This window comes from Pseudomonas sp. McL0111 (assembly GCF_052567255.1).
Genome location: NZ_CP199585.1, coordinates 271,660 through 287,549, shown reverse-complemented (window position 1 = coordinate 287,549; position 15,890 = coordinate 271,660). Strand labels below are relative to the sequence as shown.

At 59.1% G+C, this 15,890-nt stretch carries 14 protein-coding genes; 8 read left to right on the top strand and 6 right to left on the bottom strand.

Going from position 1 to position 15,890, the window contains the following annotated elements; translation table 11 throughout:
* Positions 1 to 28 precede the first annotated feature (28 nt).
* Positions 29 to 865 carry an isocitrate lyase/PEP mutase family protein gene (locus tag ACTWLJ_RS01450; RefSeq protein ID WP_445179611.1) on the top strand — a complete coding sequence of 279 codons (837 nt, stop codon included), beginning with the start codon at positions 29 to 31 and terminating at the stop codon, positions 863 to 865.
* Positions 866 to 867: 2 nt separating this feature from the next.
* A complete protein-coding gene (locus ACTWLJ_RS01445) occupies positions 868 to 1,560 on the top strand; it encodes an extensin-like domain-containing protein (RefSeq protein WP_445179610.1) in 693 nt (230 codons plus the stop codon).
* Positions 1,561 to 1,563: 3 nt separating this feature from the next.
* Here the strand turns inward: ACTWLJ_RS01445 and ACTWLJ_RS01440 are convergent, their stop codons facing one another.
* Positions 1,564 to 2,184 (bottom strand): energy transducer TonB, encoded by a 621-nt coding sequence (locus ACTWLJ_RS01440; protein ID WP_401211438.1) that lies wholly within the window; start codon positions 2,182 to 2,184, stop codon positions 1,564 to 1,566.
* Between the two features lie 92 nt (positions 2,185 to 2,276).
* Here ACTWLJ_RS01440 and ACTWLJ_RS01435 point away from each other — a divergent pair, with 92 nt between their 5' ends.
* On the top strand, positions 2,277 to 3,059 hold the full coding sequence (locus tag ACTWLJ_RS01435) for a class I SAM-dependent methyltransferase (protein ID WP_445179609.1): 783 nt from the start codon (positions 2,277 to 2,279) through the stop codon (positions 3,057 to 3,059).
* 130 nt (positions 3,060 to 3,189) lie between these two features.
* Here ACTWLJ_RS01435 and ACTWLJ_RS01430 read toward each other — a convergent pair whose 3' ends face one another.
* Positions 3,190 to 3,825 carry a TetR/AcrR family transcriptional regulator gene (locus ACTWLJ_RS01430; RefSeq protein ID WP_445179608.1) on the bottom strand — a complete coding sequence of 212 codons (636 nt, stop codon included), beginning with the start codon at positions 3,823 to 3,825 and terminating at the stop codon, positions 3,190 to 3,192.
* Positions 3,826 to 3,919: 94 nt separating this feature from the next.
* Here ACTWLJ_RS01430 and ACTWLJ_RS01425 point away from each other — a divergent pair, with 94 nt between their 5' ends.
* The 4 genes from ACTWLJ_RS01425 to ACTWLJ_RS01410 all read left to right on the top strand — a co-directional run bounded on the left by ACTWLJ_RS01425 (position 3,920) and on the right by ACTWLJ_RS01410 (position 11,062).
* Positions 3,920 to 5,032 (top strand): efflux RND transporter periplasmic adaptor subunit, encoded by a 1,113-nt coding sequence (locus ACTWLJ_RS01425; protein WP_445179607.1) that lies wholly within the window; start codon positions 3,920 to 3,922, stop codon positions 5,030 to 5,032.
* Positions 5,033 to 5,038: 6 nt separating this feature from the next.
* The gene (locus ACTWLJ_RS01420) at positions 5,039 to 8,107 is read left to right on the top strand and encodes an efflux RND transporter permease subunit (protein ID WP_445179606.1); all 3,069 of its coding nucleotides are present in this window, start codon (positions 5,039 to 5,041) and stop codon (positions 8,105 to 8,107) included.
* Between the two features lie 200 nt (positions 8,108 to 8,307).
* Positions 8,308 to 9,836 (top strand): IS3 family transposase gene (locus ACTWLJ_RS01415; RefSeq protein WP_445181418.1). Its coding sequence is split into 2 segments (ribosomal slippage): positions 8,308 to 8,749 and positions 8,749 to 9,836, totalling 1,530 coding nucleotides; the frame shifts between segments, so codons are not numbered across the junction.
* Positions 9,837 to 10,678: 842 nt separating this feature from the next.
* Positions 10,679 to 11,062: a DUF6124 family protein gene (locus ACTWLJ_RS01410; RefSeq protein ID WP_445179605.1), complete on the top strand. Its 384-nt coding sequence runs from the start codon at positions 10,679 to 10,681 to the stop codon at positions 11,060 to 11,062.
* A gap of 62 nt (positions 11,063 to 11,124) precedes the next feature.
* Here ACTWLJ_RS01410 and ACTWLJ_RS01405 read toward each other — a convergent pair whose 3' ends face one another.
* From ACTWLJ_RS01405 to plsB, 3 genes are all read right to left on the bottom strand, one after another.
* Entirely contained in the window at positions 11,125 to 11,814 is a 690-nt protein-coding gene (locus ACTWLJ_RS01405) for a DUF4197 domain-containing protein (RefSeq protein WP_401221100.1), read from the bottom strand.
* 21 nt (positions 11,815 to 11,835) lie between these two features.
* A complete protein-coding gene (locus ACTWLJ_RS01400) occupies positions 11,836 to 12,234 on the bottom strand; it encodes a YbaY family lipoprotein (RefSeq protein ID WP_445179604.1) in 399 nt (132 codons plus the stop codon).
* 162 nt (positions 12,235 to 12,396) lie between these two features.
* Positions 12,397 to 14,895 (bottom strand): glycerol-3-phosphate 1-O-acyltransferase PlsB, encoded by a 2,499-nt coding sequence (plsB, locus tag ACTWLJ_RS01395; protein WP_445179603.1) that lies wholly within the window; start codon positions 14,893 to 14,895, stop codon positions 12,397 to 12,399.
* Positions 14,896 to 15,131: 236 nt separating this feature from the next.
* Between plsB and ACTWLJ_RS01390 the strand changes: the two genes are divergently transcribed.
* The gene (locus ACTWLJ_RS01390) at positions 15,132 to 15,341 is read left to right on the top strand and encodes a cold-shock protein (RefSeq protein WP_401221112.1); all 210 of its coding nucleotides are present in this window, start codon (positions 15,132 to 15,134) and stop codon (positions 15,339 to 15,341) included.
* Positions 15,342 to 15,473: 132 nt separating this feature from the next.
* Here ACTWLJ_RS01390 and ACTWLJ_RS01385 read toward each other — a convergent pair whose 3' ends face one another.
* On the bottom strand, positions 15,474 to 15,851 hold the full coding sequence (locus ACTWLJ_RS01385) for a hypothetical protein (protein ID WP_016985110.1): 378 nt from the start codon (positions 15,849 to 15,851) through the stop codon (positions 15,474 to 15,476).
* Positions 15,852 to 15,890 lie beyond the last annotated feature (39 nt).

The window sequence follows — 15,890 nt, the reverse complement described above, 5'->3', positions numbered from 1 at the left end:
ATTCGTTTCCCTGCCCAGGAGCCCGTCGATGGATGCCCAAGCCTGTAAAGCACAAGAGCGTAAAGCCCACGCCTTCAAAGCCCTGCATGAACGTCCCGGGATTTTCGTGATTCCCAATCCGTGGGATGCGGGCTCGGCGAAGATGCTCGCCAGTCTTGGCTATCAGGCACTCGCCACCACCAGCGCCGGTTACGCGTTTTCCCAAGGCAAAGCCGATGGCGCCTTGAGTCTCGAAGATACCCTGGCCAACGTCCGGGCGATTGTCGCGGCGACGGATCTGCCGGTGGCGGTGGACCTGGAAAACGGTTTCGCTGACGACCCCGCCGAGTGCGCGCAAAGCCTGATTCGTGCAGCGGAGGCGGGCGCGGTCGGTGGCTCGATCGAAGACGCCACTGGCCGCGCCGATGCACCGATCTATTGTTTCGAACACGCGGTGGCGCGGATCGAAGCCGCCGTCGCCGCCGTGCGCACCTTGCCGTTTCCGTTCCTTCTGACGGCGCGCGCGGAGAACTATCTGCACGGCAATCCCGACATCAACGACACCATCCGCCGCTTGCAGGCCTTTGCCGAGGCCGGTGCCGACGTGCTCTATGCGCCGGGGCTGCGCAGCGCCGAAGAAGTGCTGGCGGTAGTGCGTGCGGTAGCACCGAAACCGGTCAACGTGTTGATGTCCGGCGGCTTGAAACTGACGGTGCAGCAGTTGGAAGAAATGGGCGTGCGGCGCATCAGCACCGGTTCTGCACTGGCGCTGGCGGCGTACGGTGAGTTTTTCCGCGCGGCGCAAGAGATCCAGCAATCCGGCACGTTCGGCTTCACCTCGCAGTCGATGCCGTATGCGCGGGCCAATCAGTTTTTCAAAGGCTGAACATGGTGCGCTGGATCGGCTTGTTGATTCTGCTGATCCTCGGCAGCGCGGTGGTCAGCGTCTGGCGCGGCTGGCTACCGCTGTCGCCGGAATGGAATCCGTGGGCACCGCTGGATGTGAAGGCGACGCCGAACTGGCTGACCGGCTACAAACTGATGCGCCTGCGCGGCGATCTGCAATTGTGTGAACAGGTCTTGCGCAGCTCGGGCCTGCGGGTCGCGGCGCAATCGGACACGCCCGACGCCAAGTGTCCGTTGATCGGCGCTGTGCGGGTTCAGGGCGGTGAGGTGGCACTGAGCAGCAGTTTCCTCGCCAGTTGCCCTTTGGCGGTGGCGTACGCGATGTTCGAGCGCCATGAGCTGCAACCGACTGCTCAGGCTGTTTATGGGCAGCCAGTGACGCGGCTCGATCACCTTGGCAGCTTTGCCTGCCGCAATATCTACAATCGCGAGAATGGCGCTCTCAGCAAGCATGCGAGCGCCGATGCGCTGGATATCGCCGGTTTTCGCCTGGCGGACGGCCGCACGATCAGCGTGCTCAAGGACTGGCCGAAACAAAATCAGGACGCGCAGTTTCTACGTCAGGTGCGTGATGGCGCCTGCGAGATGTTCAGTGTGGTGTTGAGTCCGGATTACAACGCCGCCCATCGCAATCACTTTCATGTCGATGTCGGGCGCTGGAGCGTGTGTCGCTGAGGATCAGGCGGCGATGCGCAGGTTCTGCAGAACGATCGGACGTGCCCAGCCGTTATCGAAGTCCAGAGCCTTCTGCTGTTCGACGATTTCTTCTGGCGGGAATGGCGGGTACGGCTTCTGCATCAGGTCGAGGTCGAACTCGGCAATCGGCAGGTACAGAGGACGTTTTTGCGGCGCAGCGCCCGGCTCCGGAATCGGTTGACCATTGTTGATCACGATTGGACGAACCCAGCTGCTGTCGAAGTCCTGCTGCTCTTGCTGAGCCTTGAGTTCTTCTGGCGGGAATGGTGGGAACGGCTTGTCGGCCAGCTCCATTTCGAACTCGGCGATTGGCAGGAACAACGGCTCCGGCGGACGTACTTCGGTGTCGACCACGTTGCATTCGCGTTGGTCGACGATGTGCGCGTGCAGTTCGCTGCCGACTGTCGGCTCTACATCGCTGTTGAGGTCAACCGGTGGAAAAGTGCCGCAGGCCGGGACCACATCACTCGTCTGCTCGGACATCGCCTGGGCGAAAAAGTCCTGCCACAGGTGGCTGACGCCGCCCAGTGCTTGAGTGTTATGACGGCTGAAGTCGCCCTTGGGCGAAATGTAGCCAATCGATGTGGGAAGAATGCCTGACATTTTTTTCGGTCGACGCTCAGCTCTGGCAAAATGCGCATTGATTGGGTTATCGGCAGTTTTTGCCGATCCTTAACTTTTTGAGCGTGTTTTCCATGATTGAGCAACCCGCGGCCTGCCGCATCCATGTCGAAGCCCTCGGCCCGACGTTCGCGGCGCAGGCCGAGCAGTGGGCCGAACGCCTGGGCCTGCCACTGCAAGTGGCTGACGGCGAGTTCGCCTTGCAGGTCGGCGAGCAGGGTTTGCAGTTGCAACAACTGGGGCCGGACGCGCCGGGCCCGGTGCGGGTCGACTTCGTCGAAGGTGGCGCGGCCCATCGTCGGTTGTACGGCGGCGGCAGCGGTCAGATGATCGCCAAGGCTGTCGGCGTCGCCCAAGGCGTGCGCCCACGGGTGCTGGATGCCACGGCGGGACTGGGCAAGGACGCGTTCGTGCTGGCGAGTCTGGGTTGCGAGATGAGCCTGATCGAGCGTCAGCCGCTGATCGGCGCGCTGCTTGAGGACGGTCTGGCGCGCGGCGCGGAAGATTTCGAGGTGGCGCCGATTGTGGCGCGGATGAAGTTGCTCAAGGGCAATTCCATCGAAGTGATGCGCAACTGGGAAGGCGAGCCGCCGCAGGTGATCTACCTTGACCCGATGTTTCCCCATCGCGAGAAGACTGCGCTGGTGAAGAAAGAGATGCGTCTGTTTCGGCCGTTGGTCGGTGATGATCCGGATGCGCCGGCATTGCTTGAAGCAGCGCTGGCGTTGGCCACTCACCGCGTAGTGGTCAAGCGTCCGCGCAAGGCGCCGTGCATTGACGGGCCGAAGCCTAGTCATGCGCTGGATGGCAAATCCAGCCGGTACGACATCTACCCGAAGAAAGCGCTCAAGCCCTGAGACCGGGTCGCCCCCATCGCTGGCAAGCCAGCTCCCACAGGGATCGTGGCGTGAACACAAATTGTGTGCACACCACTAAAACCTGTGGGAGCTGGCCTGCCAGCGATGGCGTCAGAACAGCGCTGACGAATCAGGGCCGATACGCCCGCATAAACAACCCCACCACTTCCCGCACATGGCTCTCCGCCGCCTCGCCGGTCAGCGGTTCGCCGCAGCCATACAGCAGCCGGAAATTCCCCGCACCCTTGAGCAGGCAAAAGAAATGCTCGGCAGCGTTGCGCGGCTTGTCGATGCTCAGCACGCCGGTTTCATGCACCCGCGTCAGCAAGCGCTCCATACCTTGCAACATGCGCTGCGGGCCGGCCTCGAAGAAGATCAGTGACAGCTTCGGGTCCTGACTGCCCAGCGCCATGATCAGACGATGCAGATTCACCGATTCATCGCTGTTGATCAGTTGATGAAAGCCCCGGGCAATGTTCAGCAACACATTTTCCACGGCGATGCCTTCCGGCAATTCGAAGAACAATGGCGGTAATTGCTGCTCACATTTGGCCACTACGGCGGCGGAGAACAGCGTTTCCTTGTCGTTGAAATGGCTATAGACCGTCAGTTTCGACACGCCAGCCTCGGCAGCCACCGCGTCCATGCTGGTGCTGGCATAGCCCTGACTCAAAAACAGGGTTTTCGCCGCTTCGAGGATCGCCTGGCGCTTGGCCAGATCCTTTGGACGGCCCGGGCCGCTTGGAGCTGAAAGATTGTTCGACATTCTTCGCTTTTATTACTGGACTGGTGAGTTTGGTATTAATAACATACCGGCCAGTATAATTATTCCAAGCACCATTAGCGAAAGGTCCGTCATCATGTTCCGCCATGCGCTGCACCTCACGTGGCCATTTGCATTGCCAGTCAGTCTGGTTTTTTTATTGTCCGCGTGCGGTCAGGAAGAGGCGGCGAAAGTCGCTGTACGCCCCGCCATGGTGGTGCAGCCGGAGCCTTCGGCGCAGGCGATGGAAAGTTATCCGGGTGAGGTTCGCGCTCGCTATGAACCGGATCTGGCGTTCCGTATTGGCGGTAAAGTCAGCCGACGACTGGTCGAAGAAGGTCAGCGTGTGAAGGCCGATCAGGCCCTCGCTGAACTCGATCCGCAGGATGTGCGTCTGCAACTGGAAGCCACCCGCGCCCAGGTCAGCGCCGCCGAGGCCAATCTGAACCTGGTGCGCGCCGAGCGTGACCGCTACAAGACCCTGATGGATCGGCAGATGGTCAGCCGCTCCGCCTATGACAACTCTGAAAACCTCTACCGCTCCGGCGAAGCCCGACTTAAACAAATCAAAGCCGAATTCAACGTTTCGACCAATCAGGCCAGTTACGCGGTGCTGCGTGCGCCACAGGATGGCGTGGTGGCCAAGCGTTTGATCGAAGTCGGACAAGTAGTGGCGGCCGGGCAAACCGTGTTCACCCTCGCCACCGACGGTGAGCGCGAAGTGTCGATCAGCCTGCCGGAACAGAATTTCGGCCGCTTCAAAGTCGGCCAACCGGTGTCGGTGGAACTGTGGACACAGCCGAACCAGCGCTTCCCCGGGCAGATTCGTGAGCTGTCGCCCGCCGCCGATCCAAAGTCGCGCACCTTCGCCGCACGCATCGCATTCACCGCCGGCAAAGTCCCGGCCGAACTCGGCCAAAGCGCCCGGGTGTTCGTGCAAACCGCTGAAACCGTGCCGCTGTCGGTGCCGCTCTCGGCGCTAACCGCCGAAAATGGCGCGACCTACGTCTGGGTCGTCAGCGCCAACAACACCTTGAAGAAGACGCCAGTGCGCATCGGCCCGTTCGGTGAAAAAACCGTGCCGGTGCTCGAAGGTCTCAATGCCAGCGACTGGGTAGTGGCCGCTGGCGTGCACGTGCTGCTCGAAGGGCAGCAGGTGCGTCCCGTGGATCGCTCCAACCGTGTGGTCAATCTGGCGGACAAGGAGTAAGTCCCGATGCGCTTCAACCTTTCCGAATGGGCGTTGCGTAATCGCCAGATCGTACTGTTCCTGATGCTTCTTCTGGCCATCGTCGGCGCGGTGTCCTACACCAAGTTGGGCCAGAGTGAAGACCCGCCGTTCACCTTCAAGGCCATGGTGATTCAGACCCGTTGGCCGGGGGCGACCGCGCAGGAAGTTTCGCGCCAGGTCACCGAGCGCATCGAAAAGAAACTGATGGAAACCGGCGAGTACGAACGCATTGTCTCGTTCTCGCGTCCCGGTGAATCACAGGTCACGTTCATTGCCCGCGACTCGATGCACTCCAAGGAAATCCCTGATCTCTGGTATCAGGTGCGCAAGAAGATCAGCGACATTCGCCAGACCTTGCCACCGGGCATTCAAGGCCCGTTTTTCAACGATGAATTCGGCACTACTTTCGGCAATATCTACGCGCTGACCGGCGACGGTTTCGACTACGCGGTGCTCAAGGATTACGCCGACCGCGTGCAGATTCAACTGCAACGGGTCAAGGATGTCGGCAAGGTTGACTTGCTCGGGTTGCAGGACGAGAAGATCTGGGTCGAACTGTCCAACGTCAAACTCGCGACCCTCGGCTTGCCGCTGGCGGCGGTGCAGCAGGCGTTGGAAGAACAGAACGCGGTGTCCACTGCCGGGTTCTTCGAAACGGGTAGCGAGCGATTGCAGCTACGGGTTTCGGGGAATTTTCAGACCGTCGATGAGATCAAGAACTTCCCGATCCGCGTTGGTGATCGTACGTTCCGCATCTCCGATGTCGCTGACGTGCACCGTGGTTTCAATGATCCACCGGCGCCACGCATGCGTTTCATGGGCGAAGACGCTATCGGTCTGGCTGTGGCGATGAAGGATGGCGGCGATATTCTGGTGTTGGGTAAAGCGCTGGAAGTCGAGTTTTCGCGCATCCAGAACAACCTTCCGGCCGGCATGCAATTGCGCAAGGTGTCCGATCAACCGGCGGCGGTGAAAACCGGGGTCGGCGAGTTCGTTCAGGTGTTGGTTGAGGCACTGGCGATTGTGTTGCTGGTGAGCTTCTTCTCGCTCGGCGTGCGCACCGGCATGGTCGTCGCATTGACCATTCCGCTGGTGTTGGCGATGACCTTCGCCTGCATGTATTACCTGGGCATCGGCCTGCACAAAATCTCGCTCGGCGCCTTGGTGTTGGCGTTGGGTTTGCTGGTGGACGACGCGATCATCGCCGTGGAAATGATGGCGATCAAAATGGAGCAGGGTTTCGACCGGATCAAAGCCGCGAGTTACGCCTGGACCAGCACTGCATTCCCGATGCTCACCGGTACGTTGATCACCGCCGCAGGCTTTTTGCCGATTGCCACGGCGCAGTCCGGCACCGGCGAATACACGCGTTCGATCTTCCAGGTGGTGACCATTGCGCTGCTCGCCTCATGGGTGGCAGCGGTGGTGTTTGTGCCGTATCTCGGGGAAAAGCTTCTGCCGGATCTGGCGAAAATCCATGCGGCCAAACATGGCGTCGGCGACGGTCATCCGGACCCTTATGCAACGCCGTTTTATCAGCGGGTTCGACGTCTGGTGGAGTGGTGCGTGTCTCACCGCAAAACCGTGATTGTGCTGACGGTCGGGTTGTTTATCGCTTCGGTGGTGTTGTTCCGTTTTGTCCCGCAGCAGTTCTTTCCGGCTTCGAATCGACTGGAGTTGATGGTCGATCTGAAGCTCGCTGAAGGTGCTTCGCTGGCCAATACCACCGGTGAGGTCAAACGCCTCGAAGCGATGCTCAAGGAACACGCCGGCATCGATAACTATGTGGCATATATCGGCACCGGTTCGCCGCGTTTTTATCTGCCGCTGGATCAGCAATTGCCGGCCGCGAGCTTCGCCCAGTTTGTGGTGTTGGCCAAGACCATCGAGGAGCGCGAGGCTCTGCGCACCTGGTTGATCGATACCTTGAACGAACAGTTCCCGGCCCTGCGTTCGCGGGTCACACGGTTGGAAAACGGGCCGCCGGTGGGTTACCCGGTGCAGTTCCGCGTGACCGGGGAGCACATCGAAGAAGTCCGTGCGTTGGCGCGCAAGGTGGCGGCCAAGGTTCGCGAGAATCCGCATGTGGTCAATGTGCATCTGGACTGGGAAGAACCGAGCAAGGTCGTGTACCTGAACATCGATCAGGATCGTGCCCGGGCCCTTGGTGTGAGCACCGCCAATCTGGCGAAATTCCTTCAGAGTTCGCTGACCGGGTCGAGTGTCAGTCAGTATCGCGAAGACAACGAGTTGATCGAGATTCTGCTGCGCGGCACGGTGCATGAGCGTACCGAGTTGTCGTTGCTGCCGAGTCTGGCGGTGCCGACCGACAATGGCCGCAGTGTGGCGTTGTCGCAGGTTGCGACGCTTGAGTATGGCTTTGAGGAAGGGATCATCTGGCACCGTAATCGTCTGCCGACGGTGACGGTGCGTGCGGATATTTATGGCAAGGAGCAACCGGCGACGCTGGTGCAGCAGATTCAGCCGACGCTTGACCCCATTCGGGCTGAATTGCCGGATGGGTATCTGCTGGATGTGGGCGGTACAGTGGAGGATTCGGAGCGTGGGCAGAAGTCGGTGAACGCCGGGGTGCCGATGTTCATTGTGGTGGTGCTGACGTTGCTGATGGTGCAGTTGCGGAGTTTCTCGCGTACGGCGATGGTGTTTTTGACGGCGCCGTTGGGGTTGATCGGGGTGACGCTGTTTTTGATGGTGTTCCGTCAGCCGTTCGGGTTTGTGGCGATGCTGGGGACGATTGCGCTGTCCGGGATGATCATGCGGAACTCGGTGATTCTGGTGGATCAGATCGAGCAGGATATTGCTGCCGGGCTTAAGCCTTGGCAGGCGATTATCGAGGCTACGGTGCGGCGGTTCAGGCCGATTGTGTTGACGGCGTTGGCGGCGGTTCTGGCGATGATTCCGTTGTCGCGCAGTGTGTTTTTCGGGCCGATGGCGGTGGCGATCATGGGGGGGTTGATTGTGGCTACGGCGCTGACTCTTTTGTTTTTGCCGGCGTTGTATGCGGCTTGGTTCAGGGTTCGCAGGGAGGGGTGATTTTTTTGGCGTGGCGGCCTTTGGGCCGGCCATGCTCTTGGGGTTTTGGGTGTATATCCGTTGCTGCGGTGATGGCTGCTTAGGGTTTCGCCCTTACGGCGACTCACTTTTTTACAAGCGCCCTCCGTGTCAGGCTACCTGTCGCCCTTATTGATTGACTCAAATAATCAAGAGGGCGAAGGTGCATAACCATGTCCAAAATGGGTAAACGTTACGACAACGACTTCAAAGACTGGGTCGTTCTGCAAATGATGCCGCCCCTCAATCGATCAGTGGCGGAACTTGCCGCTGCACTCAATCTCACGCCACAGTCACTGCGAAACTGGAGACAAATGGCTAGAGATAAAGGCTTGATCGTTCCGGGAAACGGCAAGACCAGTGACCAATGGTCTAGCGCCGATAAATTCAATGCTGTCATGGAAACCGCGCCGTTGAGCGAGGTCGAGATCTCTCAATATTGCCGAATCAAAGGCATTTACCCTGAGCAAATCCAACAGTGGCGAGTGGCATGCCAAAACGCTAATCCCGTTGTTGATCTCACCTCTCGAACTTCAAAAACGGCCGAGCAACGGCGCATCAAAATACTTGAACGCCAACTGATTCAGTCTGATGCCAGTCGTGCAGAGGCGGTGGCGTTGCTGGAGCTCAGAAAAAAAGCCAATGCGATCTGGGGCAAGGACAAGGAAGACTGATCAACGCCTCTGATCGTACGCAAGCCATGAAGTTGATTGCCGACGCAGTGCTGAATGGCGCTCGTCGATACCGCGCTTGCAATGAACTGGGTCTGAGCCTGCGCACAGTTCAACGCTGGCAACACACTGAATGTGACGGGCGACAGCTGGCTCAACGTGCAGCTCCGGCTAACAAGCTCAATGATACGGAGCGTCAAGCGGTGCTGGATGCTGCCAATCAGGCTGGCTATGCCAGCCTGACCCCGCATCAAATCGTGCCTAAGCTGGCCGATGAAGGCATTTATCTAGCTTCGGAATCGACGTTTTATCGTGTGTTGAAAGCCGCCCATCAAAACGTCCGTCGCGGCCGGGCCAAAGCCCCAAAACGCAGAGTACTGACGACGCATCGCGCTGATGGCCCCAATCAGGTGTGGTGCTGGGATATCACCTGGTTGCCGAGCACAGTGAAGGGCCGTTTTTTCTATTGGTACATGGTCAAGGACGTCTACAGCCGCAAACTGGTCGCCAATGAAGTCCACGAAGTGGAGAGCGCCGAACACGCCTGTGAACTGCTCACAAAGGGATGTTTACGCGAACAGACGGCAGGTCGTCCACTGGTGTTGCACTCAGATAACGGACACGTGATGAGAGGCTCTTTGTTGCGTGAAAGCATGGTCGCGCTGGGCGTAGAACCTTCTTTTAGTCGGCCAAGGGTGAGCAATGACAATGCTTACGCCGAAGCACTTTTTCGCACTGCAAAGTATTGCCCGCTTTGGCCGGATCAACCATTTGATACGGTTACTGATGCAAGGCTTTGGGTGCAGAATTTCATCGATTGGTACAACGAAGATCACCGCCACAGTGCCCTGAAATACGTCACGCCAAACCAACGGCACGAGGGCAAAGCAACCGCCCTATTACAAGCCAGGGCAGAGCTTTATGAGGATGCCAGGCGAACTAACCCAAGTCGGTGGAGCACTCGCACACGCAACTGGAAGCTGGCAGATGCCGTTTATTTAAATCCTGAGCGCCCTGAAATAAAGGACGCAATGGACTAGCAACCGTAAGACCAAGGCGACAGGTACCTTGACATGTACCGAGCGCCTAAAAAAGTAAGCAAAAAACGCTGGGCCCCGGCGTTCGGCCCGCTCGCTGGGGCTCGGGGTTCCTTCGTTGCGGGTTTCATCCGGGGGGATCGCCTACGGTTTGCTGCGCTGCACCTCCTCTCGATCTGTTCGACTGCGTCGAACGGCGCTACGCGCCTACCCCCGGATGAATCCCTCCACTCAGCCTGCCGTAGGGGCCTTGTGGATCAAGATCAAGAGCTGCAGCCGAGCTAACGCTCATCCTGCGAGTGGTGAAGATCGACGCGGATTGTCAGATGCACTGGGTTCAACCTGTGGGAGTGAGCCTGCTCGCGATGGTGGCCTGACAGCCGACCAATCTCCCCCGAATGCACGCAGTCCCTGTAGGAGCTGCCGAAGGCTGCGATCTTTTGACTTTGCCTTTGTTGAAGCAAGATCAAAAGATCGCTGCCTCGTTTCACTCGTGAGCTCCTACAGGATGGGTTTGTATCTTGCGGGTGTGTAAGTGCGTTGATGAAAACGAGAACCTTCCCACATGTTTTTCAGGTTGTCCGTCGGACGCTGGATCTCTAGCCTAGGTCTGTCGCTGCCAATTCAGCGACCGGGACTGCAAGCCCGCCGATAGTTTGTTAGGTGCTGCTCAGCGCCCCTATAATCGTGTCCGCTTTAGCGGCCATCGTTTTATGGTGGCTGTGTGCGGGATACCTTCGGGTATGCCGAGGGCCTAACAACTCGGTCTTGCAGACCCGCGCACAGCTGCCACCCATCATCTGCAAGTGATGCCGGTAGCTCCACTTATTGTTAGGAGTTTCACCATGTTCAAGCACACCCCGAATCCCCCGGAATCCGAGACCGTCGAAAGGCCCACCGACCCGGTTTCTCCCTACGCCTTTCTCGATTCCAGAAAGCTCCACGATGCCGCCCTGCGGGCACTCGATCATTACCTGGCACCTCCCGCGAAAAAATCGGAATCGCCTGGCATCCCAAGCACGATTTTTACCGTGCTCCCCGAGGTCAACGCTGAAACCCTGTTGGCCCATGCCTGTGAAACGCTGGCCTCGGCCAATATCATGGCCACGGAGTTGGCTTTCACCTTGAGCGGTCCAACCTGTAATCAATTGCTCGGTATCCAGCAGTTGATTTCCCTGGCCGAACTATCGGTGAACCGCGTGCTGGATAAGGTTGACCCGCAAGGCTAACGCATATGAAAAAGCCCGCTGACCTTCACAGGTTCAGCGGGCTTTTTGTATTGCGGGGAAAGCTACAGCGTACCAAACACCTTCTTCGCCAAACTGGTCGCCGCAGCGGCCGGGTTCTGGCGGATGGTTTCTTCCTGTTTGCCGATCATCTCGAACAAGCCATTCAGCGCCTGTTCGGTGACGTAGCTTTCGATGTTGGCGCTCTTCGCATCCACTACACCGAGCGTCGCGGCCTGGCCGGCGAAGGCGTTGTATTTCTGCGCCACGCCTACCTTGTCGGTGGCCTGTTTGACGATTGGCAGGAACTTGGTGCGGATCTGTTCGCGGCTGGATTTGTCCAGGTATTGGGTGGCCGAATCCTTGCCGCCGCTGAGGATGCCTTTGGCGTCGGCAACGCTCATTTTCTTCACGGCGTCGACGAGGATTGGTTGGGCCTGGGTCACGGCGCTTTCCGCAGCCTTGTTCATCGCGGTTTCGAGTTCATCGACCTGCGCGCCCATGCCGAAGGCTTTCATCTTGCCGGCGACTTTGCCGAGTTTGCCCGGCAGTTCGATTTTCACCTCAGGGTTGTTACTGAAACCACCCGGGGTGCCGAGTTGTTTGACGGCCAGTTGCGCACCTTGGGTCAGGGCGTCCTTGAGGCCGCCGGTGGCGTCGTTTTGCGAGAGGTCGCTGAGCGACAGCGCCAGTGCGTTGGCGGAGATCATCAAGCCCGCGCACAGGCCGGCGAAGCGAAGGGTAGGGCGGAGCATGGCAGCTTCCTTGACAGACAATTAGCGAATGGCGTCGACGCGGATTTTCAGCGGCTGCGGATCGTTGCCGTCGAGTTGTACGGCATGGTTTTCGGTGGTGATGAACATCAACTCACCGTTGACTTCGATGCGCGCGCTGACCGAGTAGCGATGGCCAGGTTTGATCTGCGCCGGATCGTAGCTCAAGTGGAACGGCAATGGCACCTGTCCTTGGATCGGACCTTTCTGCACGTCGAGTACCTGGGCCGGCGCGTCGGCCAGCGACACGTCTTGCAGGCTCACGCTCAGCGTTGCGCTTGGCGGCAAGGCGATGCGTTGCAGGTAGAACACTTCGCCGTCGAGGCTGGCCTTGCCGGCGGGAGTGGTCGATTGGCAGGCGCTCAACAGCGTGGCAGCGGCGAGAAGGGTAAGTTTTTTCATCGGGACCTCTGAGACTTTGGCGCCGGAAGAATCCCGGCGCTAAAGGAAATCTAGCGGATTTTCGCCACAGAGTCAGTGAACAAACGTAAGGGGATTGCCAGCGGTCGCGTGATTCACAAGCGAGAAAGGGCCGATGCCTTTCTCGTTAGTTATCTGCAAGTTTCAGACTTCAGGCGTAACCGCCGTTTCCGCCGCATCTTCACTGCGATGCAACGCCACCTGACGGATCGACAAACGAATCTCCGCCGGCAACACACGCTTGGCCGCGCCTTCGGCCAGTTCGCCGAGCAGTTCGTGGTAGCTCAGCTTGCCGGACTCGTCGCGGCGCAGCACGTCTAGGTCGAGCATGGTCTGGATGAAGTGGCGGAACAGGCTCTTGTCGAAGAACTCCGGCGCGTTCAGGCCATGCAGGATCGACAGGCGCTGGGCCATGACCGTGCACAGGTCTTCCAGTTCTTCGGCGCTGATGCTGTTCTGGCCGCTGTTGAGCAGCAGGGAAACAGTCATGTAAAAGCGCTGCAAGGTCTGCGCAATGCTCTTCGACAGCAGAGTCAGCAACACAAAGTGACGCGAACTCGGTGCCGGACGCAGGTACACGTTGTTCTCGAAACGCAGCAGGCCTTGCTCGACAAACGCTTCCAGCCATTGATCGACCACAGCGTCGAGTTCGTCCAGCGTCCAGCGAATGAACAGCTCCGCTTGCAGGTACGGATACAGTGCGCGGGTGTACCGCAGGATCTGTTCGCGGCTCATGCGCGAGGCACTCTGGAAGAAGCTCGCGAGCAGCGCCGGCAGGGCGAAGATGTGCAGCACGTTGTTGCGGTAGTAGGTCATCAGGACGGCGTTTTGCTCGTCCAGATAGAGGATTTTGCCCAGCGCATCGTTCTGCTCGGACAGCAGATCCATGTCCTTCACATGCTCGATCAGCGCCCGACCGTCACCTTCCGGCAGGGTGGTGTGCGGCGAGTACGGGACTTTGCGCAACAGCGCCAGATACAGATCCAGCACCCGTGCCATGGCCCGATCATCGAGTGCCAGTCGCGTGGTCGAAAGCAATGCCAGCGCCACCAGGTTGACCGGGTTGATCGCCGCTGCTTCGTTCAGATGCTGCGCGACTTTTTCGCCAAGGCGATTGGTGGTTTCGTTGAGCCATGCCGGTTTGTACTGCGGGCCGAGTTCCTGCTGGCGCCAGTCCGGTTGTTCTTTATCGAGGAATTCCGCCAGTTTGATTGGCTCGCCGAAGTTCACCGCGACCTGGCCGAAGCGCTGTTTGAGCGCGCCGATGACTTTGAAGATGTCGAAGATCGATTCTTTCTTCTTGCTCGCGCCACGCAGCTCGCCCAGATAGGTACGACCTTCCAGTACCCGCTCGTAACCGATGTAAACCGGCACGAACACGATCGGCATCCGCGACGAACGCAGGAAGCTGCGCATAGTGATCGCGAGCATGCCGGTTTTTGGTTGCAGCATGCGTCCGGTACGCGAGCGGCCACCCTCGACGAAGTATTCGACCGGGAAACCTTTGGTGAACAGTGTGTGCAGATATTCGTTGAACACCGAGGTGTACAGCGGATTGCCCTTGAACGTGCGGCGCATGAAGAACGCGCCGCCACGGCGCAGCAGGCTGCCGATCACCGGCATGTTGAGGTTGATCCCGGCGGCGATGTGCGGCGGGGTCAACCCGTTGCGGAACAGCAAATACGAGAGCAGCAGGTAGTCGATGTGGCTGCGATGGCACGGCACGTAGATCACTTCGTGACCCTGAGCGACCTTCTGCACGCCTTCGATGTGGTTGACCTTGATCCCGTCGTAGATCTTGTTCCAGAACCAGCTCAGCACCACTTCGAGGAAGCGGATGGCGGTGTAGGTGTAGTCCGAGGCGATCTCGTTGCCGTAGCGCAGCGCCTGGGCCTTGGCTTTTTCCGGGGAGATGTTTTCGCGCTCGGCCTCGTCGAGGATCGCTTGTTTGACCAATGGCTGATTGAGCAGGCCTTTGACCAGATTGCGCCGGTGGGAAATGTCCGGGCCGATCACCGCAGCCTTCAGGTTGCGAAAGTGTACGCGCAAGATGCGCTGGGCCATGCGCACGGTGCGTTCGTGGCCCTTGTTGTGATCGATCAGTTCGCGCAGATGGATCGGCGCCGAGAACTGCACGCGAGTCTTGCGCCCGAGAATCATGATGCTCAGCAGACGACGCAAGCGCCCGGTGACCGCCCAGCTGTCGGCAAATAGCAGTTTCCACGGACTGTTTTCGCTGTCCGGCGACTGCCCCCAGAACACGCTGACCGGAATGATCTGCGCGTCTTCGGCGGCGTTCTGGCTCAGCGCGCTGACCAATCGGGTCAGGGCCGGCGGCGCACCGCGTTTGTCCTGACGGCCGAGCCAGTCCGGCTCCGGCGTCAGATAGAAAAACGCCGCCGGTTCGATCAGCGAACCCACCGACACCGGCAGCACCGGACGTGGCAGGCCGGCCTTGGTGCACTCGGTATCGAGCACCGCCAGGTCGGTCAGCGAAGGGTTTTGCAGGACGTAGAACACCGGACGACTGCGGTCGAGGTTGAGGGTGAACGACGACTGGTTGATCGTCTCCGAGCGAACCCAGAGATACAACAGTCGGCGCAAGGTGCCAAACACAAGACGGCGGAACGGGGAACGGGTCATACGGCTTCTGCGTGAGTGAATAAAACCGAGCGTTTGCTCGGGTGGGCGATAGTGTGCCGGATTCATCGAAAATCGGCAAAAAAGCGGCGAAGTAAACTCCTGTTGAGAGTTTTGACGCCTGTCATATACTCGGCGGTCTGTCGCCGCGACCCTCTAATGGATGTCGGGCGCAGTCTGACGTTCCTGAGGCTTTCCTGCGAAAAGCCCGTTCAATAATAAAAAGGGAGTATGAACAGATGGCAACACGTGAAACCGGCAATGTGAAGTGGTTCAACGACGCCAAGGGCTACGGCTTCATTCAGCGCGACGACGGGGTGGATGTGTTCGTGCACTACCGTGCGATTCGCGGTGAAGGCCATCGTTCGCTGAACGAAGGCCAGCAGGTCGAGTATGCGTTGGTGACGGGCGAAAAGGGTTTGCAGGCTGAAGACGTTGTAGGTCTGTAAACACAGGCCTGTGGATCACACATAAACACTGTGGGAGCGGGCTTGCCCGCGAAGGCGGCGGCACATCCAGCATCGATGTGACTGATCTGCCGTCATCGCGGGCAAGCCCGCTCCCACAGGTTTTGTATAGCTTTACGCAGTTTTCCAGGTGATTTCTTCTTCACCGTCTTCGCTGATACGCATCCAGCGATCCGCTGTCTCTTCACCTTCTTCCTCGACCCACGTTCCCGGTGCGCAACGTACTTCAACGTTCAGCGCAGCAAAGGCTGCGCGGGCGCAGGCGATGTCGTCGTCCCATGGGGTCTGGTCGCTTTCCAGGTACAGGCTGTTCCATTTGCCCACGGCTTTCGGCAGCCAGGTCACTGGCACGTTGCCGGCCTTGCACTTGTAAGTCTGGCCTTTCTGTACCCAGTCGCTGCACGGGCCGAGCGCGGCGCCGAGCCATGCCGAAATGGCTTTGTGGTCGACGTCGGCGTCTTTCAGGTAAATCTCGATGTCCGGTTGGCGCATGGATGTCCTCACTGCGGGTCTGAAAAATCCATTCGCGGA